Below are 24,499 nucleotides of genomic sequence, written 5' to 3' on the forward strand. Positions count from 1 at the left end.
TCTTCATGCCTGCACCATTGGTCCGGGAGACTTCAGATAACGCTCCCTGATTGCCTTTGCAGACCAGTAAGCCAGAGCCGCAACGATACCCGTGGGATTGTATCCGATGCCCTGCGGAAACGCCGATGATCCGATGACAAAGAGATTGGACACGTCCCAGTGCTGGAGATAGCGATTGACTACACTGTCCTTTGGGGAAGTTCCCATGATCGCGCCACCCGCGATATGCGTCGTCTGATAATGACGAAGGTCGAATTCCTCTCCGAACTCCTTCGTCTCGACCGACATGGATTCAGGCTTCATGGCCCGACCGATATCCGCCATCCGGTCCGTCACGTAGCGGATCATCTTCACATCATTATCGTGCCAGTTGAACGTGATCCGCAGCAGCGGACGCCCGGCAGTGTCGCTATAGGTCGGATCAAGAGACAGGTAGCAGTCGCGAAATGCCATGTTGGTGCCATGGGCATGGATCGATATCGTGTGCTGGAAGTTGTCTTTGACGGCTTTCTTCCAGTGCGCGCCCCATTGCGGTGTCCCCTTGGGCACCGTGGCGCTGCTGATCGGCTTGCTTCCGGCCTGATTGACCCAGATGGGCGCGCCACCAACAAAGCCCAGCGGCCCATGATCAAAATTATCCGCATTGAAATCATCGATCGCAACACCGTTGCCTCCGGCCCCGATGAACGGATTGGTGAATTTGTCCTGCCCGAAGAATAGCGTTACGCCGGATTCATTCTGATAGACAAAATTACGTCCAACAGTCCCCTCGCCCGTCTTGGGATCGTAAGGCTGTCCGATCCTGGACAAAAGAAGCAGATAGGGGTTGTTGTAGGCAAAACTGGCCAGAATGACGATATCGGCGGTCTGACGGATTTCCTCTCCTTTGGAGGTCCGATAGATCACGCCCGTTGCTTTCTTGCCTGATGAGTCCGTCTCGACTTTCAGGACGTCACATTCGGCTCGCAGTTCAAAACGACTTTCGCGCTCAAGTGCCGGCAGGATGTTCACATTCGGAGACGCCTTGGAATAGTTGTAGCAGGCATAGCCGCTGCAAAACCCACAGAACGTACAGGCTCCCATTTGGCATCCATAAGGATTGGTATAGGCCTGTGACGCATTGGCGGACGGGATGCGGAAAGGATGATACCCGCATTCCGCTGCGGCCTTGCTGTAGAGTTCGGCGGAATAGGTATTCTTCATGGCTGGCAATGGAAAAGGCGTTGAACGATCCGCATCGAACGGATTGCCATTGCCTACGATCTTCCCATTAACCTTATAGGCCTGCCCTGACGTCCCGAACACGCTCTCGGCGAAGGCAAAATGCGGCTCAAGCTCTTCATAGGACACGCCCCAGTCCTGAATAGTCATGTCCTGTGGAATAAAGTCCTTCCCGTATCGTTCCTCGTAATGACTGCGCAGACGGAGTTCGACCGGCGAAATGCGCCAGTGACATCCCGACCAATGCAGCCCGGCGCCACCGACCCCCGTTCCCGGCAGAAATGCCGCAAGCTGTCGGTAGGGAGCCGCCACCTCACTATCACGATGGCGCACCGTCACCGTCGACTGCGAGGGCTGAAGGAAAAGAGCATGCCGGGTGTTGTGCGTAAGTTCGTCAATCGACGAGGGATACGCCCCTTCAGGCCAGGTGTCGCGGCGCGGACCACGTTCCAGCGCAACGACGTTCAGCCCCGCCTGCGTCAGTTCCCGCGCCATGATGGCACCGACCCAGCCAAAGCCGACAATCACCACATCAGTATGTTTTTCGTTACGAGAAACCATCATACGCCTCCCTGCACACCATGACCGCCAACTGAAACAGGCGGGAGGGGATAGCGCGCCCCATAACGATCAACCCAGTCTGTAAAATCTGCACGGGCACCGGGGAAGCCGATCATTTTCCAGGCTCCCATTTCGTAGTTCCCGCCATGTATCGGATCAGCGAAATAGCCTTCTTTGCAGTTTTTCAGGATCTGCCCGAATAGAAGCTTCGACGGTATGGGCGACAGCGTGATGCTTCCCTTCTCCATCTCGCCGATAATCCGGTCACGTTCTCCCGCATCAAGCTGATGGAATGGCTTGCCATAGCGTTGCATGATCGCACTGTGCAGCGCGGGAAGACCCTGTTGGTAGATATCTCTAGGCGTAAAAAGGAATTGATAGCCTAACGCAGCAGAGGTCTTCATCATAGGCGGCCGGAGATACCATTCGCTTCCGTGGCCGTAAGGCGTATTCATCTGCCGATCAATGAATTCAGGCACATGCGCCTCAAGCGCACCCGGCCCTTCGGCATCCGCGGGAATCAACCGGTCTACAAAGCTGTTCAGTGTGTGCCAATCGTTATCGGGGAAAAATACGGGCCGATAAGCATATTCACTGTCGGCAGCTTCTGACACGCCCTCCGAAGGGAAATAGAGCAAAGCTGCTGCAACAAGACCCAGCGCCGTCCCCTGAAGCATAGCGCGACGACCACAAACCAGTGGACCGTCCTTTCGCGATCTAACGCTCATTCTCCAGACACCTTTGCAAATTCGGCAACATTGCCACGCGTGTCGATGAAATCATCTGCCGGGATGCAGATCAGAACCGCTTTTGATGCTCAGGCGCGCAGCAGCAGGCGCATCCTCTGGACGGCTGCATCCGGCGCGGCAAGCACCGGAATACTGACAGCAGCCTCCACCGCTTTTAGAGCTTCAGATGTTGAGAAATGGGCAAGCATGATGACATCACAGTGCTTCAGACGCGGCGCATATTCAGCAACTAGACGATTATGTATTTCAACGTCACCACGACGCAGTGCATCAATGGCGTCAGGCACAATGATTGTTTCCAGTGTAGCCTTTGACGATGCCTGCTCCCGGAAAGTCTCAAACTCCTGCTCCATTGTCACCACGGATGGCGCAAATGTCGCCAGCATCCCGATACGCGTACCCTTTTCCAGCGCTGCGCGGAACATGGCCTCATTGGGACGGAGCACAGGAATCGTCAGCTCGTTTTCCAGCACGTCAATTGCCGGACCAAATGCAGAGCACGTGATCATCAGACCCTGCGCCTGCATGGACGCCCCATATTTCCCCAAAGCGACAAATCGCTCCGACAGATCCGGAGACAGATCAGCACTTTTTTTACGATCAATCGTCAATCCATCATCAAGCAGGTTGACGATCTCCGCCTCCGGCCAGAGACGACGAAATGCCTTCTGAATAGGCATCATTGCCACCGGAGTAGCATGAAGAAGGACAATACGCGGGCTCATTTCATCATTCCCTGAAAACAGACCACGGCATTACAAAAGCCGGAATAAATGTAAACGCTTTCATATTTTGAATACCCGGTAAAGTGCAAACTCATATTTGGCCCCTCACGAGATCGTAACTTGCTGAACGACGGGTAAGTCATGCCAGGAAAAACCAGTTTTCCTTTCATCAGCCAATCTGCGGTACGCCTTGCGTCGCAAGGGTCAGGCGATAGATGGATGTATGACATGCCATGAAAAGCTGATTTCGATGAACGCCCCCGAAACAGACATTCGGACAACGTTCGGGCAGGTCAATATGTCCGATCTGCCTGGCCTGCGAATTGAAAATCGCAACCCCGTCCAGACCCTCACCTGATCCCCATCCACACCACAGGTTGCCGCTGATATCCGCACGCAGCCCGTCCGCCGCCCCTTCTGCACAATCCAGGAAAACCCTTTGGCTGGAGACCGTGCCATTTGCGGAAACATCATACGCCCATATCTGTCGATGAGGGGTGTAACGGGATGCGATGACATAGAGGGTCTTTTCGTCGGGAGAGAAACATAGGCCGTTTGGCCCAGGCACATCCTCCAATACAGCCTCGGTCTTCCGCGTCCGCGGATCGATCCGATAGACGCGCGCAGCCTGAACGGGCGGCAGATCTCCTTCGGAAAAATTCGGCCCGAAAGCCGGATCCGTAAACCAGATGGCACCATCAGAAGTGCAGACGATATCATTGGGAGAGTTGAAAGGTTTGCCGTCAAACCCGTCCGCAAGAACAGTGATCCGGCCATCGGCTTCCGTACGAGTGATGCGCCGGGTGGCACATTCACACGTCAGAAGCCTGCCCTGACGGTCAACCGTATTGCCATTAGAAAAATTCGATGACGCCCGGAAAATGGATGTCTCTCCAGTCGCCTCGTCCCATTTCATGATGCGATTGCCACGGATATCACTGAAAAGCAGAAGATTCGCCTCTCCCAGCCACACAGGGCCCTCCGTCCATTCAAATCCTGTTGCGATCCGCTCCACAACGGACAGAGCGTTGACGCAGGCTTTGAAAGCAGGATCGAGGATCCTGACGGCAGGGTCCGGCAGCCTAAGTGAGGCCTGCCACATAGCCGCATGAGCGGGATGCCACGACGAAAGAGACGCGGCTGCACCTACCAGCGTCACGGAACCGAGAAATGATCGACGGTTCAATATGATGCTCATCTCATCCCCGCAGATTACCTTCCAATAGCAATTGAAAGCGTTTACATCTTTGGTCTAAATGTACCATCACCCAATTTGATATTTTTGTATCACTTTGTTGTTATTTATGGATAACAAATCACAATGACTCACCGACCCTCCTCAGCCACCAAACAGTCCCGACAGCAAAAAAGACGACGTCTAAGTCCGATCACAGGAGCCATCCTGTGCGCATTTTTCGTGCAGGACGTTCATGCGGCAGAGCAATGGGCTATCTCGGCAAATGACGGCCATACAACGACCAATACTGCCGGAAAAATGATCACTGCCCGGACGATCGTTCCCGACAGCCTCTCCCTGATCCGATTCGAGCATGGCTTGCCTGCGTTGGGAAAGACCCTTGATCTACCCACCTCGGTCGAAGGACCTCCAACAACAGTCTGGATCGCTCCGGATTCACACTGGGCCATCGTCACAGCCGGGTCGCACGCAGGCGCACATGCGGGAGATTCTGTTATCGAAGATGATGTCGTATCGGTTGTAGCCATCGACCACGCCACCCCGCATCTCGTCCAGACGCTCCACGCGGGCCTGGGCGCAAGTCAGGTCACCGTGTCACCGGATCAGAAATGGGCACTCGTTGGAAACCGGAAAAGCGGAACAGTCTCTGTCTTTTCCGTCACACACAGGCAACTTCACCCTGTCCAGACCCTGAACATGGGGGCCGACAGCAACCCGGCCTCGGTTCTTTTCCTGCCGGACGGGCAACATGCCGTGGTTGTACTGCGCGGCCGTCATCAACTCGCTCTCCTCGACAGGCGCGGAGACGGTTTTGGCATACGAGAACAGCGTCTTGATCTTGGCCATGCCCCCAATACGATGGACGTCACCGGATCGGGCCTCATCGCCATAGGAGATCAGGACCCCGCACACCCCACCGTGCACCTGGTGCGATTTAACGAGGGGACGTTAAATCTGCTCAACACAGTCCCAGTTGCCCCCGGCCCCGAACCCCTCCGTTTTTCTCCGGACGGGCGCTACCTCGCCGTAGGTGCTGTCGACAACTCCAACAAAGATCCGTCGAAACACGGAACTCTTACACTCTATCGTGTTGACGGAAGCAGCCTGGCGCCCGTGGCGAGTGAAAACGTCGGACGCTGGCCCCAAGGCATCATGTTTTCTCCAGATGGTCACACCCTTGTCGTGCAAAACACGACTGACAAGACCATGACTGTTCTGAAATGGGACAGTATAAGGCTGCATCCGGTCGGCACCCTCCCCATGACAGCCGGGCCGGCAGCGGCCGCAACGTCATGGTAAAGCCCCCCAGACCGCTAACGGAAACGCAAGCATTGAGCACAATGAACCCTGACCACCCATCGCCCAGAAAAAACAGGAGTTCAAACAGCGACGGTCGCACGCGCCTTCCGGTCGCGCAGGATGTCGCGGAACTCGCGGGCGTTTCCATCGCCACAGTGTCCCGTACCCTGAACGAACCCGAGAAAGTGAGACCGGCAACACGCGAAGCCGTCATGAAAGCGGCTGCGGAACTTGGCTTTGTGCTAAACAGTGCCGCACGCGCGCTGAGTACGCGTCGCTCCTCAACAGTTGGCGTGATCGTGCCCAGCTATGGAAACGAGGTGTTCGTGCGTGCGCTTTCCAGTTTTCAAAGAACGATGCGGGCTGCGGGATATCAGGTGCTGGCGGCCAGTTCCGAATACGATCTCGCTACCGAAATGCAGGAAGCTGCGTTTCTCTTGCAGCGCGGCGTTGATGGGCTGATGCTGGTTGGTGGCATCCACGATCCAGACCTGTATGCGCGCGCGGAACGCAGTCAGGTTCCCATCATCCAAAGTTTCAGCCTTTCAGACCGTGAATACTGTGTTGGCTTCGATAACCGGGAAGCCACATTCCGGGCCGCAAACTACCTGCTGGATCTCGGCCACAAACGACTTGCCGTCGTCACCGGCACACGTGAAAACAATGACCGAGCAGCCCCACGAGCCGAAGGCGTGCATCTTGCCATGGCAGAGCGCGGACTGGAACTCAGTCCGGCGCATGACCTGATTGTCTCGTCAGGAATTGTAGCTGGTCGGGATGCCTTCGGCCAGCTGATGGGCGGTCCGAAAGAGCAACGACCGACAGGCATTATTTGTGGAACGGATGAAATCGCACTGGGCATCATGAGCGAGGCATCAGAGAGAGGCGTCGATATTCCCCGCACTCTTTCCGTAATCGGTTTCAACGATTCAAGCTTCTCCGCCGTTCTCTCGCCACCCCTTACAACCATTCGTGTCGATGCCGATGAAATCGGGAAGTCATCGGCTCTCGCTCTACTGAACCTCATGGGCGCCAAAACGATGGTCCAAGTCACCCGGATTACCCCGGAGCTTGTCCTTCGGGGAACTGTAGCCCCGCCGGACAAGCTCTAGGGACAGACCTTTCTGACGAAGCTTTCGTTCAGCTCTTCGACGGAATTCACACCCAGCATCGCCATGTCGCGCATGATTTCGTCGCGCATGATGCTATAAGCATGCTCCACCCCTCTCTGACCGTCATAAGCTGCGGCGAATAGAAAAGGCCGTCCCATCAGCGTGAAATCCGCTCCCAGAGCCAGAGCCTTGAGGACATCGGACCCCCGGCGAATACCGCCATCAATGATGACCTTCATATCTCCCTTTTGGGACGCGATCTCTGGCAGAACACGCAGAGGCGCCATCGCATAATCAAGTTGACGGCCACCGTGGTTGGAAAGAATGATGCCGTCCGCGCCATGATCCCGCGCCATGAAGGCGTCATGCGGGGAAATGATGCCCTTGATGACCAGAGGTCCGGTCCAGCGCTTGCGAATAAACGCAATATGCTCCCAGGTCAGCTTGTCTCGCGCGACGGTATTGCGAACTTTGCGGGACATCATCGGCGGACCGCGATCGGCTTCCGTATTTTCAAAATGCGGCGCACCGTGCTTCACGAAGGTTCTGGCCACAGTTCCCAAAAGCCAGCGTGGATGGGTTACACTCTGCATCATCACACGGGGAGTAACCCGGATCGGCATAGCAAATCCTGACCGGATATTATGTTCGCGATTGCCAAGTATCGGCGTATCGACGGTCACGACGAGATTTCTATAACCCGCGGCTTCGACCCGGTCGAGCATGCGCGTGATCCGATCAAAATCCCCGGCAAGATACCCCTGAAACCAGGCATCAGGATTGACGGAAATGACGTCTTCCAACCGGATCAGTGAAGAGGCGCTGAGAATCATGGGGATGTTGCATGAGCGGGCCGCACCCGCCAGCGCGAGATCCGCACGATAGGCGACGAACGCTGCCCCCCCTAAAGGCCCGATCGAAAATGGCGCGGAATACGTTTTCCCGAACAGGCTGGTCCGCGTGGAGCGTGCCGAAGTATCAACCAGCGCACGAGGTGTGAAACCATAATCCTGATAGGCTTGGCGGCCGTTGCGCATGGCGCTTTCCGTTTCCACACCGCCTGCGACGTATTGATAGATCATGCGCGGAAGTAAAGGCTTGGAGTGTCGCTCAAAATCATCGAGCGCGAGAACATCCCGCAAACGTGCCGGAAGAATCCTAGGCGCTGCCTTAAGCGCTGTGGAAAGAACAGGAGGAGCAGTCTGCGGAAGACCGTCCGCCGCTTTTATGATGTCACCCATTTTCAGACATACTCCTGCGCTCAAATCCAATATGTAAGCCTTTACATTCTCTTTATGTCCCTTTCTGCGCCTGTTGCAAGGGATACATGGTATATCCTCGCAGTTTCAGCTGTTTATCCATAACGTCAAATTTTCGAAGAAATAAATATATGTTATTGTTTTTGTTTTGTTTTTTTAATTTGTTCCGCCAGAATTCTGTGACCTGCCACTTGGCAATCACGCAAAAATGAGCCTCATTTCACGGAGGGTTATTACCCCCCCCTCAAGAATATGTAATCGTTTCCAAATTGCTATTCGAGATTCCAACTCACGTAAGACAGGAGAACTTATGACTTGCGGATTTTTCGCCTATGTCGGCTGCTACACGACTGCGGAGCGACAGGCACATGGCCGGGGGATCAACGTTTACCATGTGAACGACGCATTCACGGAGTGGAAGCATCTTCAGAATATGCCGACACCCGACAACCCCTCGTTCCTTTCGCTGGATCGCAGCGGAAACCATCTCTGCGCCGTCCATGGAGACCGCAACCATATCTCGTCTTACGCTATCGATCGCCAGAACGGCGTTCTCCAACACAGATCTGGTGTTGAATGCGGCGGACGCAATCCCGTTCATCTCGTTTTTGATACGACCAACCGCTTCATCGCGATCCCGAATTATGCTGACGGTACGCTCACGTCAGTTTCTTTCGATGCAGCAAACGGCATACTCGGTGCAGTCACGTCATCCACAACACTCCCGGGAGAGCGTGGTCCTCACCGTGTCGAACAGCAGTCCTCTCACCCTCATGGCGTGACATTCGACCCCGCAGAACGCTTTCTGTATGTCCCGGACAAAGGCTTGGACCGTATTTTTGTATTCCGGTTCCAGGAGGGCAATCTTCGAATCGTCGACAGCATATCAACACGTGAGGGCGCAGGCCCAAGACATATTGTCTTTCATCCAACCAAACCTTACGCCTATGTCATCAACGAACTGGACTGTACGGTAACGTATTATCGTCATGATTCCGAAACCGGTAAGTTGACCCCTCAACAGATTGTTCAGGCTCTTCCCGAAAATTATACAGGAAACGGAAGAGGAGCAGAAATCGCCCTTTCCCCGGACGCAAAGTCGGTCCTTGTCTCCCTTCGTGGCGCTGATCTGATGAGCGTCCTCTCCATAGACGATAATACCGGAATGGTTCTGCTCACCCAATCGACCGGGAGTGGAGGCAAAACGCCAAGATTTTTTACAATCACTGTACCTACATCAACAGTTCTGATCGCCCACGAAGCGTCGGACACGATAGGCCGCGTCGCCTTTACGGCTCACAAACTGGACATTACGGGTGTTCAGCACTGTGTGGAGGTTGCCAGTCCGAGCAGTATTGTTCTCACGCCGGCACCAGATCAACCGGCCTGAAACACCAGAAAACTTTCGACTGGCAAAGACAGGCATATCTTTTTACTAGAAAATCTGAACCGTCGATTTAAAGCCTAGAACATGCGCCGTCCGCAGATTTCTTTGACCGTTCGGGTTAAAGAAAATCTGATAATCCGGCGCAAACGCAAACCCCCGGGTTACCTGGATCTGATAATTGACTTCAAAAACAGCGGCATTTTTCTGGACACCCGTCGCATGATTGGGCATCAGACTTACCGCTCCCTCTTCAAGATAATTCGCCTCCGTAGCACTAACGCCACCAGCAATTTTTTCATACATCCCTATGAAATTTAGTGCATCCTGAGGACGTGAACGAATAAACCCACGATTGATAAAGCCGAAATAAGTCTCCCAGCGTCTGAGGGCAATGCGTGGATCATTGAGAATGAATCCCCCAATTAGTGTGGTGCCTGACGAAGCAGGCGCTCCCTGTGGCTGCCAGATTTTCTGATCCGTTTCGAACCATGCACTCCAGCTCCTATTATGCTGCATCGCCTTTTTGCGCGTCACGCTAAGCGGCAAACCGTTAACATCATAATAGTTATCCGAAACCGGAACCGTCAGTAGGCGTGCGCCAATTTTATAATGGCCCGCGAGTTTGTGTTTCGCCCCAAACTGCGGCTCCCACCCTACCTCGACGGGTATCGACTGGCCAAGAACGGCCGACCCGCCACTGAATTTGAAGCCACTCCGGTTGTAGAGGTTGGAGAACATACTTTTCTCAGGAAAATAGACAGCGGCCTGAATATAAGTATAGCGAGAGGGGCGTCCACGAATGCGGGTTCCCCAGACACCAGCTGGATAACGACCAATATAATCATTATCACTCACAGCCCTGGGACGGCCACACAGACTGTTGTTGATAAAATTACAGAACAAGGGCGAGTTGGAGAAATCCGCTAGTTCAGTCATACGGCCGCCTGCAATCGCCAGTCGACCGCCGAAAAGGTTTTCCTCACCATAAGCCATAACCAGATGGACGACGACATTCCCCCCTCCGCCATAGATTTCCGACGCATGACCCAACCAGTCACCAAACATGCGGTTGGCCGTCGTACCATAACGGCTTGTAAAAACGGTATGTGTTGCAAAACCGCGCAAACCAATCAACTTATCCCAGTTCATATGTAGAATCGTACTGATCTGCCCCGCGTTACTTGCTCCCTGACGATAATTTCTGAAACCCGGCGTAGGTTTGCTAACAGCCCCTGTAAATTCATTTGTATTAGACATCAGGAGCGCGATTCCGTGCGCCCTCAACCAAGCTTTCACACCGAAAACATCAGGTAATAATGCGGGGGGATTTTCAAATGGCGGCACCACCGGTCCATTCAGAGGCGTGGCGGGAAGCGGCTTTGCGACCCGAACGCTGGCATCATAAGTTGGCTCAGCCTCCTGAATCGTTTGAGCATATGCGGAACCACAGAACAGGGCTGCACTGCCGATCAGCAATGCAGCCGAATACCTCACAGAACCAGAAATCATGATCGTTACTTCTCGCGATTTACCTGGGCTCAAGACCGGATTTTCTGAAACGTTCCACTGATTTCGGCTCACGCAGGAAGGCAAGAAATGCCTCAACCCTCTCTTTCTGGAAGCTGTCAGCCAGAGACGCCCCCGAGAAAGCCGTGACTTTCTGAATTTCTTCAGGAAGGCCTCCTACGATTTCTGTTCCTTCGATTGCCAGAAGCTCGCTGATCTGCTGGACAGCGAGATCAGCCTCTCCCGTTCTCAGCTTTTCTGCGGAAAATCCGGAAGGAATGCGGGTCGCCCGAGCATTAACCGCTTCAGCAATGCCAAGCCGCTCGAGGAGAGGTGCAAAATACAGACCGCTTTGACCACCAAGCGAATAAGCAACCGAGCGGGCCTTCAGCAACGTCGCCTTGAAAGCATCGACTGTCGCTATATCAGGATGCTTCGCCCCACTGGCGACACCGATGCCAATTTTCGAAACCACTAGTGGCACCAAGGCATCTGGCGCGACAATTTTCTTCTCAACAAGTCCCTCCAGCGCGTCATCAGTTACAATGATCCCGTCAGGTCTTTTCCCTTTTTCAAGCGATGCAAGAATGACCGTCGTAGGGGCCCATTCAATAACAGGCTCCAAGCCCGTTTTCCGGACGAAATCCTGTAGAATTCCGTCATCGAATGCACCCTTTACAACCAGAGCCACGCTCAGTGAAAACTGCCCTTGCGACATATCCGCCTATCTCCTTCGCGCAGATAAAACAAAGAAAGCCACGCCAATCTCTCGAAAACCAGAATCTGCGCGGCGTCAATGAAAACGCTTACACTAGACATTTTCTTTCGCGTTAAACACGTATATGTGATATATATCACAATTATATGGTATATGCATCTATATATCTGATTATAGGAGATATTTTTATTTTTTTATCTTTCTAAAAAGCCTAAAAATCACTGCCTCATATTCTTGTCTCAGCTTTTTGGATTGTTTGAGCGGCACGCATATGATGTAAGCGCCTTTCATTAGAGCGCCATATGGTCTGGTTCTGGATATAAAAACGGCTGGGTAAATCAATGCCCGCCACTGAGGTGTATCGTGACAAAAGGACGCTACAGACTGGTCATTGCCGTGCTGCTGTTTGCGCTTGGAATGATCAATTATACTGATCGCGCTGCTGTCGGCATTCTAGCGCCTCAGATACAGCGCGATCTTCACATCACGCCCTCGCAGCTGGGTTGGGTATTTAGCGCCTTCTTTTTTAGCTACGCAATCTTTTCCTTTCTGGGCGGCTACCTGTCCGACAAATTCGGGCCAAAGCGCACCTTTGGCGTTGCAGTCGTGAGCTGGTCGGTTTTCTGCTCGTTGACCGGAGCGGTCGCAGCGCTATTCCCACTCATTATCGTGCGTCTGTTTTTTGGTGCTTCTGAAGGGCCGATGAACTCCACCACCAACCGAATGGTCACAAACTGGTTTCCCAGAAAAGAAACAGCCCGTGCCCTGGGCTTCACACTTTCGGGACAGAACCTCGGGAGTGCGGTGGCCGCACCACTGGTGATTTCTCTGGGGTATTTCTTTGGATGGCGACTGGCATTCGTTATGCTTGGCGCCATCGGTATTCTCTGGTGCGTCCTGTGGCTAACCTTTGCATCCGATCGCCCCGCGGAAAGCCGCCACGTCACGCCCGAAGAGCTGGCGCATATCACGTCCGACCGCTCGGAAGCCATCCTGCCAAAAGGAAGCGCGCCTCTGAGACATTACATTCTTCGGCAATCCACCTGGGGTCTGGCTCTCGGGCTATTTGCCCTCCTTTACCCCCTCTATATTTTTGTTTCCTGGATGCCCAGCTATTTCACGAACGTCATGCATGTCACGCCAGCGGGACTTTCCGTTGCGGCAGGCGTTCCATGGATTGGCGGTTTTCTTGGATATTTCCTCGGTGGCTTTATTTCAGACCTGTTTTTTAAACGCAGTGAAAACGGACTGAAGGCCCGTAAAACGACCACGATCGTACCCCTTCTTTTGGCCACGATCACCCTTTCCGTCATCCCGAGCGTTCACTCCGTAACCGCGGCTGTGGCACTTTTCACGTTATCCCTCTTCGCGCTGTCGATGGGGACCCAATCGCTCTGGGCCATGATCCATGAAGTCACACCCGTCATCTATATGGGTACCGTCGGCGGCTTCATCCATTTCCTTGCCAACATGTCAGGAGTCATTGCCCCTGCCCTGACAGGCTACGTTATCGAACACGCCACCAGCGGATATGCGTCCGCCTTCTGGATCGCAGCAGCCGTAGGCCTTTTGGGGGGCCTGAGCATCCTAATGCTGGTGCATAACAAGCGAATTCCTTCGCACGGCCATAATCCGTCGGTAGCATCTCTGACAACGGGACGTTCCTGATGCGCAAAATCTCCACCTCTTGCAGCACCAGAGTGGCTATATGCCTTGTAGCGTGCTCGGCACTGGCGTCCCTGCTGCCCAAGGCACAGGCCGCGGACGTGACGCTCGCTGAAAAAGGTCGATATATTGCGACCGCAGCCGATTGCCTGGCCTGCCATACCGCACCTGGTGGCAAACCCTTTGCGGGTGGCTACCCGATCATAACACCTGTCGGAACAATCTATTCGACCAATATCACACCAGCCCCGAAGAGCGGCATTGGTGACTACACAAAAACAGAGTTCTTTGATGCTGTTCGCCGCGGAATAGGACACAACGGCAAACGGCTCTACCCGGCCATGCCATATACGTCCTACGCTGCCATCACCAATGACGATATGGAGGCGCTCTACGCCTTCTTCAGGTCCGAGGTTGCACCTGTCGAACAGGAAAACAGGCCCGATAATATCCGTTTCCCATTCAGCATCCGCTCGGGCATGGCGCTGTGGAACTGGCTTTATCTTGATACACGCACGTTCCAGCCACGACCTGGAGAAACATCACAGGTCGCGCGTGGCCGTTATCTGGTGGATCATCTGGAGCATTGCGGTACATGCCACACACCGCGCACTCTCTTCATGGGCCCGGCGAATGGACGCGCTCTATCGGGCTCGGTCGTCGGTGCGTGGTACGCCCCCAATATCACGACTGACAAGATCGCCGGCATCGCTGACTGGACAGACAGCGATCTCAGGAATTACCTGACATCGGGTCACGCGATGAATAAAGGCCAGGCGGCAGGCCCAATGGCAGAAGTCGTCACAAACAGTACTCGCTTTCTTACGCCAGACGACGTCGATGCCATGATCGCATATCTGCGGGAAGTCTCCCCGATTGCCAGTAAGGAAAAACGTTCCCGGACATCCTACGGCTCCACAGAACCGACTGAAGATATCGCACGTGGGCAGACAAACCCTGACGACAGGGGCTGGAAAATTTTTAGTGGTTCCTGCGCATCATGCCATCAGGCACAAGGACAAGGAATCAACGTCTACCCCTCCCTGACGCACAACTCTGCCACTGGCAGCACCAACGCCCGCAACCTTGTGGCGACCATCCTGACTGGGGTCGAGAGGCAAACCGGTGAGAATGCGGTCTTCATGCCGGCGTTCGGGCCCGGGGCACTTTGGGTCAATCGTCTCTCGGATCAGGATATCGCTGATGTCAGTAATTTCATTCTGAAGGCGTTCGGCAATCCATCTGTGCAGATCGACGCACGCTATGTCGAGAAACGCCGTGCCGAGCTGACGCCATGACCAGATCCTATGTCCGTTTGTGGAGCGCTAAACCATGAAACAACAGTCTCTCTTCGCAACGGCTGTATGTCAGGTGTCCAGACGCAGGCTTCTGCTTGGCGGTCTGGCATTCGGAAGTATGGGCCTTCTTGCGCCCCGCGGGCTGACCAACACGCCCAAAGCTTCTGATGTAACAGATTTTCTTATACTCTCCGAATTTCTGACGGGCAGGAAGACCTTGAGCGTCACCTTGGCACGACGGTATTATCTTGGCCTGCAGGATCAGTTCCCGGACCTGGCAGTCAGGATCGCAAACCTGTCCCGGGAGATTCACGCCTCGGGGGTTCAGACCATGGATGACTACCTCAGTCATGGCCCCTCCCCCGAAGCACGAAACACCGCAACAACCATCGTCTCCGCCTGGTATCTCGGTGTAATCGGTCAGAATCCGAAAAAACAAATGATCGCCTATTCCGACGCCCTGATGTTTCAGGCTGTCGCAGGAGCCCTGGTCGTTCCCTCATACGGTGCCGGCCCCCTCGCATGGGGCAACCGTCCTGAACCTTATATGATGCTCAAGGGAGTGTCCGATGAGCAGTGAAACCCTACATGCGGACGTTGTCATTGTCGGCTCAGGCGTCTGTGGCGCCCTGATCGGCGCTCAACTGGCAAAAGCGGGAAAATCCGTTCTCATTCTGGAGGCCGGACCGCGGGTCAAACGTCGCGACATCGTTGAAACCTACCGGGATGCTCCCGTCAAACTGTCTTTGGCAAACATGAAGCTTCAGGGAGCAGGATCGCCGTTTCCAAGCCTTCCTCACGCTCCATCCACTTATGGCGACTATCTGGAGCAGAACGGGCCGGTCAAATACAACACGAGTTATCTTCGGGTTGTCGGTGGCACGACGTGGCATTTCGGCTCCGCACTCTGGAGATTGCTGCCCAGCGAATTCAAACTCAATTCGCTATATGGTCGCGGGCGGGACTGGCCGATCGGCTATGACGACCTCGAAAAATATTATGACCTAGCTGAACTGGAACTTGGTGTCAGCGGAACGGATGATCAGGACGAAAGCGGGGCTGGCGGAAACCCCTCTCCGCCACGCACAGCACCCTATCCCATGAAGCAGGTCCCTCTGACCTACATGTTCAAAACACTGGCCGAAAAACTGTCAGCCGGAGGATATCACCCGGTCTGGGAGCCCCATGGCCGGGCAACGCGTCCCTATAATCAAAGACCAGTCTGTGCTGGAAACAACAACTGCAACCCGATCTGCCCCATCGGCGCGAAATATGATGGTTCGATGCATTGCGACATCGCCGAAAGCCGTGGGGCGACCATCATACCCAACGCTGTTGTCTACAGACTTGAAGACGATGATACGGGACGAATTCAGGCGCTGTGGTTCAAACGTCCCGACGGTTCAGAACACAAGGTTACTGCAAAGGTTTTCGTCGTTGCCGCTCATACGATTGAAACACCCAAGCTCCTTCTGATGTCCAAAACACGACATTCCCCGAACGGAATTGCAAACAGTTCGGACATGGTCGGTCGCAACCTCATGGATACCACCGGCATCAGCGTCACCATGAAAACCCGCGACCCGATGTGGCCCGGACAAGGGCCGACAGAACTGCTGGTCTTCAATAAGCGTGAAGGCGATTTTCGCCGCAACGCTGCCCAGTACAAGATCAAGGTCCGCAATACGACCCCGGTATCCCAATACGCTGCTACTCTTCTGGAGCAGGGCGTTCTGGGCACAGAACTTGATCGAAAAATTCAGGAGCTTTCCGCCCATACACTCGCCTGGGCCGTAGACTTTGAAGTTCTGCCTGATCCCGCAAATCGTGTGACTCTCAGCACGAAGAAATTCGATGCTTTGGGACTGCCCGTCCCGTCACTCTACTATAATCTCGACGACTACTGGCATGCGGGCACCGAGCTTGCCATGCAGGATCTCAACAACTTCACGCAACTTCTTGACGCGGACATTATCAAGAAGAACATGAAATTCGAAAATCGCCAGCACCCGTCCGGTACGACAATCATGGGAGATAATCCCAAGGATTCTGTCGTGAACCGTGACTGTCGTGCTCACGATCATCCCAATCTCTACATCGCAGGAACCAGTGTCATGTCTGCAAGTACATGTATGAACCCCACCCTGACGGCTGCAGCACTGTCCCTGCGAATAGCTGAAAGGATACAGGGCGAAGTATAAGGCCTGAAAACCGGGACATTTCCAACTCGGAATCCATCTTTCTCCAAAGCAGAGTTCCGAGTTGGAATTTAAGGGGTATCGATCATCCGATCCTGCGTTTTCGTCTCAAAATCAGAAGCGTCGTGACGTTCACGAAGCTGGCTCGACGGCTCTCCGAATGTTCGATTGACCATGCGACCACGTTGAACGGCTGGCCGCTCCAGAAGTCGATCCGCCCATGCTCTGAGGTGGGGATAGTCCTGAACACTCAGGAACGTGGCAGCGTCATTATAGAGCCAGCCTTCCACAAGTCCTCCGTACCACGGGAAAATGGCCATATCGGCAATTGTATAGTCTGGTCCTGCTACGAAAGCACTTTCCGCAAGGCGCCGATCAAGCACGTCCAGTTGCCGTTTAGCCTCCATGGCAAAACGATTGATCGCATACTCGATTTTCTTCGGCGCATAAGCATAAAAATGCCCGAAACCACCCCCGATATAGGGCGCGCTGCCCACCTGCCAGAAAAGCCAGTTCAGGCATGTTGTCCGGAGAGCGATATCTTTGGGAAGAAAGGCACCGAATTTCTCGGCCAGATACAGCAGGATCGACCCGGACTCAAAAACGGCCAGAGGCTGGTCACCGCTGTGATCGACAAGAGCCGGAATCTTGGAATTGGGATTGATCTCCGTGAAACCTGAGCTGAACTGCTCCCCCTCGCCAATCCGGACAAGCCAAGCGTCATATTCGGCCTGTGAATAACCCGCGGCCAGCAGCTCCTCGAGCATGATTGTGACTTTGACCCCATTGGGGGTGCCCATAGAGTAGAGCTGAAGAGGATGTCGACCAACCGGAAGCGCCTGTTCGTGCGTCGCGCCTGCGATCGGGCGGTTTATGCTAGCAAATTTACCGCTTGGAGCCATCCAGGTCCAGACTTTGGGTGGTGTATAATCAGGGGAGCCGCTCATGACACTGTTCCTTTTGACACTGTGGATAGACTGGTGGGGTACATGGCCTGACGCGCGTCTTCATCCATCACGGTCTTGAACACGTGCCCGTTCACAATGGCATGTGCACGATCGACTGCAGGACGAGCGTTCATCATCTTCATGAAACGCCTCAGATTGGGCCAGCGTTCAAGCGGTCTCTCTTCACCTTTCATAACCCGCGCTGCCCGGTCCAAGCCAGCCCCATGCCGACATGTCCGCAATCGTATAATGATCGTCGAGAATGAAAGATCGATTTTCCAGATGATCATTCAGGAACTGTATAATGCCGGTTCTGCTATCCCGACGTTTCGTTAGCAAACCTGCCTCTCGCACAGAGATTACTTTTTATTTATACAGAATTATCGAAATTCGTTTTCCACAAGAAATTCTGCATAAATGTTTTTTTAATTTTAACAAAAATAATAAAAAAATCTCCATAAATCACGATTTAAAAGACGTTGTATTTCCAGATCCGTATCGTCATGGTTCCCTTCTTTGCTACCCTTGTCGGGAACCGAGCTGAATGAATGCCATCGTCGTCACCGCACTAAGGCGACCACTCACCTTTGTCGTCCTATCGATCATGATCGTGCTGCTTGGCGTGATGTCGATCCTCAAGACGCCGACCGATGTTTTCCCAAACATCAAGGTTCCGGTCGTTGCGGCAATCTGGACTTACCCGGGACTTCTGCCCCAGGAATTTGCAGGTCGTATCACCTATAACTTCGAACTGGCCGTAACCACGACCGTTCAGAATATCGAGCATATGGAGTCCAGCTCCTATTACGGCCGCTCGATCGTCAACATCTATTTCCAGCCCGGAACATCGGTCGGGACCGCCGAAGCCGAAGTATCGGCTATCGCGCAGACCGTGCTGCTCGGGCTCCCGCCCAAAGTCCCGGCACCGATGATCGTGGCCCTGAACCCGTCGCAGGTTCCGGTCATTGCCCTTCAGATGACGTCTGACAAACAGACGCCCTCCGATCTTTTCAAGCTCGGTGTCATTCGCGTTCGTCCGCTCCTCGCCACGGTTCCCGGCGCCATCGTCGCCCATCCTTACGGCGGCATGGACAGCTTCGTCATGGTCTCTCTCGACCAGAAGCAGCTTCAGGCCCACCACCTCTCCGCAGCAGACGTTCAGGCAGCCCTGACCGCCCAGAACATTGTTCTGCCAGCAGGTGACCAGAAGATCGACGCGACGGACTGGATGGTTCAGACCAACGCTGCCCCGGAATCCATGGACGATATCGCCAATATTCCGGTCAAGCGCGTTGGCAATGCGGTCATCTATGTGCGCGACGTAGCCTCGGTTTATCGCGGTGGCCATCCCCAGACGAACCTTGTGCTGGTCAAAGGCCGCCAGGGCGTCGAGATGATCACCCAGAAAGGCGGCACGGCTTCCACGCTCGATGTGGTTGCGGCCACCAAAGCCCTGCTCCCGCGCCTGAAAGCGATCCTGCCGCCTGACGTCCATATCTCCATCCTGTCCGACGCCTCCATCATGGTGAAGGATCAGATCAAGGATGTGGTTCAGGAAATGATTACCGCGTCGTTCCTGACCGGTATCGTGGTTCTGCTCTTCCTCGGTTCCTGGCGCTCGACGGTCATTATCGCGACCTCAATTCCGCTGGCCATCCTGTGCTCGATCATCGCGCTTGGATGGGCCGGTCAGTCGATCAACGTCATGACGCTCGGTGGTCTCGCGCTCGCAGTCGGTATTCTCGTCGATGACGCCACGGTGATGATCGAGAACATCGATACCCATCTCGAAATGGGCAAGGATCTCGAAACTGCGATTATCGATGCGGCAAACCAGATCGTCATCGCGACCTTCGTCTCCACGACCTGCATCTGCATTGTCTGGCTGCCGCTGTTCGAGCTGGATGGCGTTGCAGGCTACCTCTTCATGCCGATGGCTCTTGCCATCATGTTCGCGATGATCGCGTCCTTCATCCTGTCGCGAACCCTTGTTCCGACCATGGCGAAGTACCTTCTCGCAGGACATGTGCATCACCCCGTCGGCGCACCTGGTCCGGATGAAGACCCGTACGGAATTCATGATTCTGCGATCGACATCTCGAATCCGCATGCGACCCAGCGTCCGCCGTCCGGCTTCTTCAGCCGCTTCCAGAAGGGCTTCGAGGCGCGCTTCACCAGCTTCCGTGAAGGATACAACACGATCCTCACACGCTGCGTGGAACGCCGTGGCGCTTTTGTCGGCGTCTTCATGATGCTGTCCATCGCATCCATGGGGCTCTATTTCATCGCAGGACGGGACTTCTTCCCCGAAGTGAAATCCGACGCCCTTCAGATGCACATGCGCGCACCGCTCGGAACGCGTATTGAAGTCGCAGGCCGGATTGCCGCCCTCGTGGATGACCGCATCAACCAGCTTCTGCCGGGCAAGGTCGAGAACATCATCTCGAACTGCGGCCTTCCCGAAGGACCGCATAACCAGGCCTTCATCCCGACCCCATCCATCGGGACGCAGGATTGCGATCTGACGATCGCCCTGAAGAATTCAGAATCCCCAGTCTGGGATTACCGTGCTCTCCTGCGCAAAGATCTCTCCAAGCGCTTCCCGGGAACGGTCTTCACCTTCCAGCCTGCGGATCTGACGAACAAGATCCTGAACTTTGGTTCCGCTGCTCCCATCGACATCCAGCTTTCCGGCCCGGATGCCATGGAGAACTACAACTATGCCAAGCACCTGATCGGGCTGATTCGCCAGATCCCGGGCACGGCGGACGTGAATATCCAGCAGACAATGTCTACGCCGACACTGTTGGTGAATGGCAACCGAACCTTCAGTCAGGCGACTGGCGTGACAGAGAACGATCTTGCAACCAACGAACTGCTGACGCTTGCCGGTTCAGGCGTCGTCGATCCGCAGTTCTGGCTTGATCCGGTCGACAACGTTACCTTCCCGCTCAACGTCTACACGTCACAAGACCAGCTCACCCATCTCAATGACCTGCTGACCATCCCGGTCGACAAGGGAGACGGTGACCCCAACGACAAGACCCAGCTTCTGGGCGCCATTGCCAATGTCGTGGCAGCCGGCACCCCGGGCGAAGTGTCGCACTACAACTCGATGTCCGAAATCGACATCTATGTGAACATCGAAGGCACCGATATGGGTTCCGTGCTGGACAAGGTGCGTCAGGTCGTCGCCCACGACGATCATAACAAGCCGACCTCCGCCGAAGTCGATATCCACGGTCAGGCCACAACGATGGCAGGCGCCTACAAGCAGCTCATCATCGGTCTCGCAATCTCGATCGTCCTGATCTATCTGCTGATCGTGGTGAACTTTCAGTCCTGGCTGGACCCGTTCATCATCATCACGGCCCTTCCGGGAGCACTCGGCGGCATCGCATGGGCTCTGTTCCTCACACAGACACGACTGTCCGTGCCGGCCCTGACGGGTGCCATCATGTGCATGGGAACCGCAACCGCGAACTCGATCCTCGTGGTATCCTTTGCCCGTGAACGACTCGAAATCCACGGCGATGCACTTAAAGCCGCTATTGAAGCCGGGTATGGCCGTATCCGACCGGTCATCATGACCGCGCTGGCCATGGTCGTGGGCATGATCCCGATGGCAACATCGAACTCGACCAACGCGCCCCTCGGCCGCGCCGTGATTGGTGGCCTGATCGTCGCAACGATCTCGACTCTCCTCTTTGTTCCCTGCGTATACGCAATCCTCCACAACCGCACATCGCGTCAGAAGGAAATCGCCTGATGGCTACCTCCCCCAAACTCATCGCCGCTGCGGGAGGGTGCCTCCTCGCGCTCTATGTCGGCTATATCGTGGTTGACCGCATTCATGTCTCTACCGCCCTCGCGGTCGAGACCAAGGAAAATGCTCTGCCCGACGTTGCCGTCGTCAAGCCGATCCAGTCCCCCAAGAAGGTCGCCCTGACGCTGCCCGGCAATATTGACGCCTGGTATCAGGCCCCGATCTATCCGCAGGTCTCGGGCTATGTGAAGATGTGGTACAAGGACTACGGTGCCCGCGTGAAGCAGGGCGATGTTCTGGCCGAGATCAACGCCCCGGCGCTGGACGCGCAATACGCACAGGCGAAGGCCGATCTCGCGTCGATCATGGCCAAGTACAACCTGTCTAACGTCACGCTCCAGCGTTGGCAGGCCATGGGCCGCTCACAGTCCGTCTCGGGGCAGTCCGTCTCGGTCGCACAAGCTGACCAGCAGTCCGCCAAGGCGCAGGTCGAAGCCGCCGAACGGAACGTTGCTCATTTCGAGGCGCTCGAACGCTTCAAGACGATTGTCGCACCCTTCGATGGTATCGTTACCTCACGTGACATCAATGTCGGCGACTACGTCCATGACGGCGGCGGCAATCTCAACGCTGCTGGTGCGGCTTCCGAACTCTTCACCGTGGCTGACGTCCACAAGCTGCGTCTCTTCGTCTCCGTGCCGGAAGTTTTCCAGTATGTCCTTCAGCCGGACATCACAGCCGACGTCAGCGTGCCGCAGTTCAAGGACCGCAAGTTCAAGGCGAACTTCCTGACGACCGCACGCGGCTATGATCCGAACACCCGCACCTCCACCACAGAATTCGAGATGGATAACCCGAACGAAGTGCTGTGGCCGGGCACCTTTGCTTCGGTGGAGCTCAAGGCGAACAATGAGAACTCACATCTCTACGAAGTTCCCACGAGTGCTCTGGTCTTTCAGGAAAAGGGCATGCAGCTCGCTGTGGTACGGGACGACAACACGGTCCATTTCCAAAATGTGACGGTCGGACGCATGGCTGATACGGCAACGGAAATTCAGGCTGGCATCGGCCCGAACGACCGCGTGATCGCCAACCCGCCAGCGGATGTGCTCGAAGGTGACAAGGTCAACGTGACCGTGCCGCAGCGCGGCTACAACCAGTCCGGCTTCGGAAAAGAGAACGAGTAAGATGATTCCATCCTTCTCCCGCCTCCGCCGCACCGGTTTGGTCTGCGGCACCGCCCTGTCGCTGCTCGGTCTGTCCGCGTGCGATCTGGCGCCCACCTATAAGGCTCCGAATCTTGTCGTCCCCGCCTCATGGCAGGGGCAGGCGCCGTTTGCCGTGGCCACACCCGCGGATACGGCACTGCCCACCAATTGGTGGACCATGTTTCAGGACCCACTACTGAACGATCTTGAAGCCCGCGCCACCTCGGATAACGGCGACATCCAGGCCGCTGCCGAGCGCTTCATTCAGGCGCGCGCCCTTGTCGTAGCTGCGCGTTCGGAACTGCTTCCGCATGTCGCTCTTGAAGCCGGGGCGTCGGACAACAAGCAGTCCGCTGACCGTCTGTTCCGCAACGGCGCGACCTTGACCCAGACCGAAGAGGAATATGGCGGTCTGGCATCATGGGAGCCTGACTTCTGGTCGTCCATCCGCAACCGCGTCCGCGAACAGAAACAGTTCGCCCAGCAGCGTGCGGCCGATTTCGCGATGGCCCGTCTGAGTACTCAGGCCGAGCTTGCGCGCGACTATATCCAGCTTCGTGGCTACGATGCGCAGGATGCGATCTATGCGCAGTCCATCGGCTACTATGAGCGCGCCGTTCATATCACCGAGAATCAGGTTCAGAACCAGGCCGCTCCTCGCCTCGATCTGGCGCGGGCACAGGCGCAGCTCTACACCACACAGGCGGCGCGTCTGGATATTCAGGCCGCAAGACAGGTTACGGAACATGCCATCGCGGTGCTGACCAACATCTCACCGTCGAGCTTCCATATCCCTGCCAGCCCTGAGTTCCATTTCGTTCAGCCGACGATCCCCACGAACGTTCCTTCCACCCTGCTCCAGCGTCGTCCGGACATCGCATCATCCGAACGCGAGATGGCACAGGCCAATCGTGAAATCGGCATTGCGCGTGCGGCTTTCTATCCGCATATCGCCCTGCGCCTGAATGGTGGTTTCTCCGCCAATGGCTTTGATCTGGCCAATCTGGCCAACTCGCTATGGACCTATGGCGCAACGCTCGACATGCCGCTCTTTGATGGCGGACTGCGTCGGGCAGAGCTTCAGAGAACATGGTCAGCCTATCGGGAAACGCGCGACGACTATCGCATGAAAGTTCTGTCGGCCTTCCGCGAAGTGGAAGACGGTCTGTCTCTGACCGAACGTCTGACTAAGGAAAACGCGGCGCTGGAACAAGCGGTCAAAGCCAATCTCGCCACGCAGAACATGACCATGACGCTCTATCAGGGCGGCGTCGGAACCTATCTTGAGGCCATCTTCAGTCAGGAAAACACGCTGGAAAGCCGCATCCATCAGGTCGAGATCGCAACCCGTCTGTACCACGCGGACGTGGATCTGATCCGAAGCCTCGGCGGTGGCTGGAACGTGAAGGACCTGCCGACCATGGACCAGACGCTCTCGATCACTCCGCTGCAATACGACAATCTGCACCACCCGAAACCTGTTGGAGACGTCACAATCTCACAGCATCCGGAGCAGTTCGAAAATATAACGCAGCCGATAGTTTCCCGACCCTGACGCCATACAGTCACTGAAGGCAGTCATCGAAGGAATTTTTTTGGGAAACCGCTGGCATCCTCGATCAACTCGGGAATGCCAGCGACACACTGAAACTAGCCACGGATTTTCCTGCCGTACTTTAGCA

At 55.2% G+C, this 24,499-nt stretch carries 18 protein-coding genes; 10 read left to right on the forward strand and 8 right to left on the reverse strand.

Features of this window, described 5'->3' with window-relative positions:
* Positions 1-3: 3 nt before the first annotated feature.
* From GKA01_RS01940 to GKA01_RS01955, 4 genes are all read right to left on the reverse strand, one after another.
* The gene (locus GKA01_RS01940; RefSeq protein ID WP_146859102.1) at positions 4-1,782 is read right to left on the reverse strand and encodes a GMC family oxidoreductase; all 1,779 of its coding nucleotides are present in this window, start codon (positions 1,780-1,782) and stop codon (positions 4-6) included.
* Entirely contained in the window at positions 1,782-2,510 is a 729-nt protein-coding gene (locus GKA01_RS01945) for a gluconate 2-dehydrogenase subunit 3 family protein (protein ID WP_146858709.1), read from the reverse strand. Before GKA01_RS01945 ends, GKA01_RS01940 begins: the two co-directional genes overlap by 1 nt.
* An 89-nt stretch (positions 2,511-2,599) precedes the next feature.
* Positions 2,600-3,256 (reverse strand): arylsulfatase, encoded by a 657-nt coding sequence (locus tag GKA01_RS01950; protein ID WP_146858711.1) that lies wholly within the window; start codon positions 3,254-3,256, stop codon positions 2,600-2,602.
* Between the two features lie 169 nt (positions 3,257-3,425).
* Complete coding sequence (locus GKA01_RS01955) at positions 3,426-4,454, reverse strand: SMP-30/gluconolactonase/LRE family protein (protein WP_146858713.1); 1,029 nt, start codon at positions 4,452-4,454, stop codon at positions 3,426-3,428.
* Between the two features lie 219 nt (positions 4,455-4,673).
* Here GKA01_RS01955 and GKA01_RS01960 point away from each other — a divergent pair, with 219 nt between their 5' ends.
* Both GKA01_RS01960 and GKA01_RS01965 read left to right on the forward strand, forming a co-directional pair.
* The gene (locus GKA01_RS01960) at positions 4,674-5,753 is read left to right on the forward strand and encodes a lactonase family protein (RefSeq protein WP_167506301.1); all 1,080 of its coding nucleotides are present in this window, start codon (positions 4,674-4,676) and stop codon (positions 5,751-5,753) included.
* A gap of 41 nt (positions 5,754-5,794) precedes the next feature.
* The gene (locus tag GKA01_RS01965; protein ID WP_146859103.1) at positions 5,795-6,865 is read left to right on the forward strand and encodes a LacI family DNA-binding transcriptional regulator; all 1,071 of its coding nucleotides are present in this window, start codon (positions 5,795-5,797) and stop codon (positions 6,863-6,865) included.
* On the opposite strand, the gene GKA01_RS01970 is transcribed toward GKA01_RS01965, so the two are convergent.
* The gene (locus GKA01_RS01970) at positions 6,862-8,106 is read right to left on the reverse strand and encodes an alpha-hydroxy acid oxidase (RefSeq protein WP_146858717.1); all 1,245 of its coding nucleotides are present in this window, start codon (positions 8,104-8,106) and stop codon (positions 6,862-6,864) included. The genes GKA01_RS01965 and GKA01_RS01970 overlap by 4 nt on opposite strands.
* Positions 8,107-8,434: 328 nt before the next feature.
* Between GKA01_RS01970 and GKA01_RS01975 the strand changes: the two genes are divergently transcribed.
* Positions 8,435-9,514, forward strand: coding sequence for a lactonase family protein (locus GKA01_RS01975; protein WP_167506302.1), 1,080 nt, complete (start codon positions 8,435-8,437; stop codon positions 9,512-9,514).
* A 45-nt stretch (positions 9,515-9,559) separates the two neighbouring features.
* On the opposite strand, the gene GKA01_RS01980 is transcribed toward GKA01_RS01975, so the two are convergent.
* Together GKA01_RS01980 and GKA01_RS01985 are read right to left on the reverse strand one after the other, a co-directional pair.
* Positions 9,560-11,020, reverse strand: coding sequence for a carbohydrate porin (locus GKA01_RS01980; RefSeq protein ID WP_146858721.1), 1,461 nt, complete (start codon positions 11,018-11,020; stop codon positions 9,560-9,562).
* A 19-nt stretch (positions 11,021-11,039) separates the two neighbouring features.
* Positions 11,040-11,735: a substrate-binding domain-containing protein gene (locus GKA01_RS01985; protein WP_146858723.1), complete on the reverse strand. Its 696-nt coding sequence runs from the start codon at positions 11,733-11,735 to the stop codon at positions 11,040-11,042.
* Positions 11,736-12,098: 363 nt separating this feature from the next.
* On the opposite strand from GKA01_RS01985, the gene GKA01_RS01990 reads away from it, so the two are divergent.
* The 4 genes from GKA01_RS01990 to GKA01_RS02005 are packed head-to-tail and all read left to right on the forward strand — an operon-like array spanning position 12,099 to position 16,899.
* Positions 12,099-13,403: an MFS transporter gene (locus tag GKA01_RS01990; protein WP_146858725.1), complete on the forward strand. Its 1,305-nt coding sequence runs from the start codon at positions 12,099-12,101 to the stop codon at positions 13,401-13,403.
* Positions 13,403-14,698 carry a cytochrome c gene (locus tag GKA01_RS01995; RefSeq protein WP_146858727.1) on the forward strand — a complete coding sequence of 432 codons (1,296 nt, stop codon included), beginning with the start codon at positions 13,403-13,405 and terminating at the stop codon, positions 14,696-14,698. Before GKA01_RS01990 ends, GKA01_RS01995 begins: the two co-directional genes overlap by 1 nt.
* Positions 14,699-14,732: 34 nt before the next feature.
* A complete protein-coding gene (locus tag GKA01_RS02000) occupies positions 14,733-15,278 on the forward strand; it encodes a sugar dehydrogenase complex small subunit (RefSeq protein WP_146858729.1) in 546 nt (181 codons plus the stop codon).
* Positions 15,268-16,899 (forward strand): GMC family oxidoreductase, encoded by a 1,632-nt coding sequence (locus GKA01_RS02005; protein ID WP_146858731.1) that lies wholly within the window; start codon positions 15,268-15,270, stop codon positions 16,897-16,899. Before GKA01_RS02000 ends, GKA01_RS02005 begins: the two co-directional genes overlap by 11 nt.
* Positions 16,900-16,967: 68 nt before the next feature.
* Here GKA01_RS02005 and yghU read toward each other — a convergent pair whose 3' ends face one another.
* Entirely contained in the window at positions 16,968-17,843 is an 876-nt protein-coding gene (gene yghU / locus GKA01_RS02010; protein WP_146858733.1) for a glutathione-dependent disulfide-bond oxidoreductase, read from the reverse strand.
* A gap of 544 nt (positions 17,844-18,387) precedes the next feature.
* Here yghU and GKA01_RS02020 point away from each other — a divergent pair.
* The 3 genes from GKA01_RS02020 to GKA01_RS02030 are packed head-to-tail and all read left to right on the forward strand — an operon-like array spanning position 18,388 to position 24,372.
* The gene (locus GKA01_RS02020; protein WP_146858735.1) at positions 18,388-21,612 is read left to right on the forward strand and encodes an efflux RND transporter permease subunit; all 3,225 of its coding nucleotides are present in this window, start codon (positions 18,388-18,390) and stop codon (positions 21,610-21,612) included.
* Positions 21,612-22,796, forward strand: a complete 1,185-nt coding sequence (locus tag GKA01_RS02025; protein ID WP_141353516.1) for an efflux RND transporter periplasmic adaptor subunit — start codon at positions 21,612-21,614, stop codon at positions 22,794-22,796. Before GKA01_RS02020 ends, GKA01_RS02025 begins: the two co-directional genes overlap by 1 nt.
* 1 nt (position 22,797) lies before the next feature.
* Positions 22,798-24,372: an efflux transporter outer membrane subunit gene (locus GKA01_RS02030; protein WP_146858737.1), complete on the forward strand. Its 1,575-nt coding sequence runs from the start codon at positions 22,798-22,800 to the stop codon at positions 24,370-24,372.
* Positions 24,373-24,499: the final 127 nt, after the last annotated feature.

It is taken from the genome of Gluconobacter kanchanaburiensis NBRC 103587, from assembly GCF_007988905.1.
Lineage (GTDB): Bacteria > Pseudomonadota > Alphaproteobacteria > Acetobacterales > Acetobacteraceae > Gluconobacter > Gluconobacter kanchanaburiensis.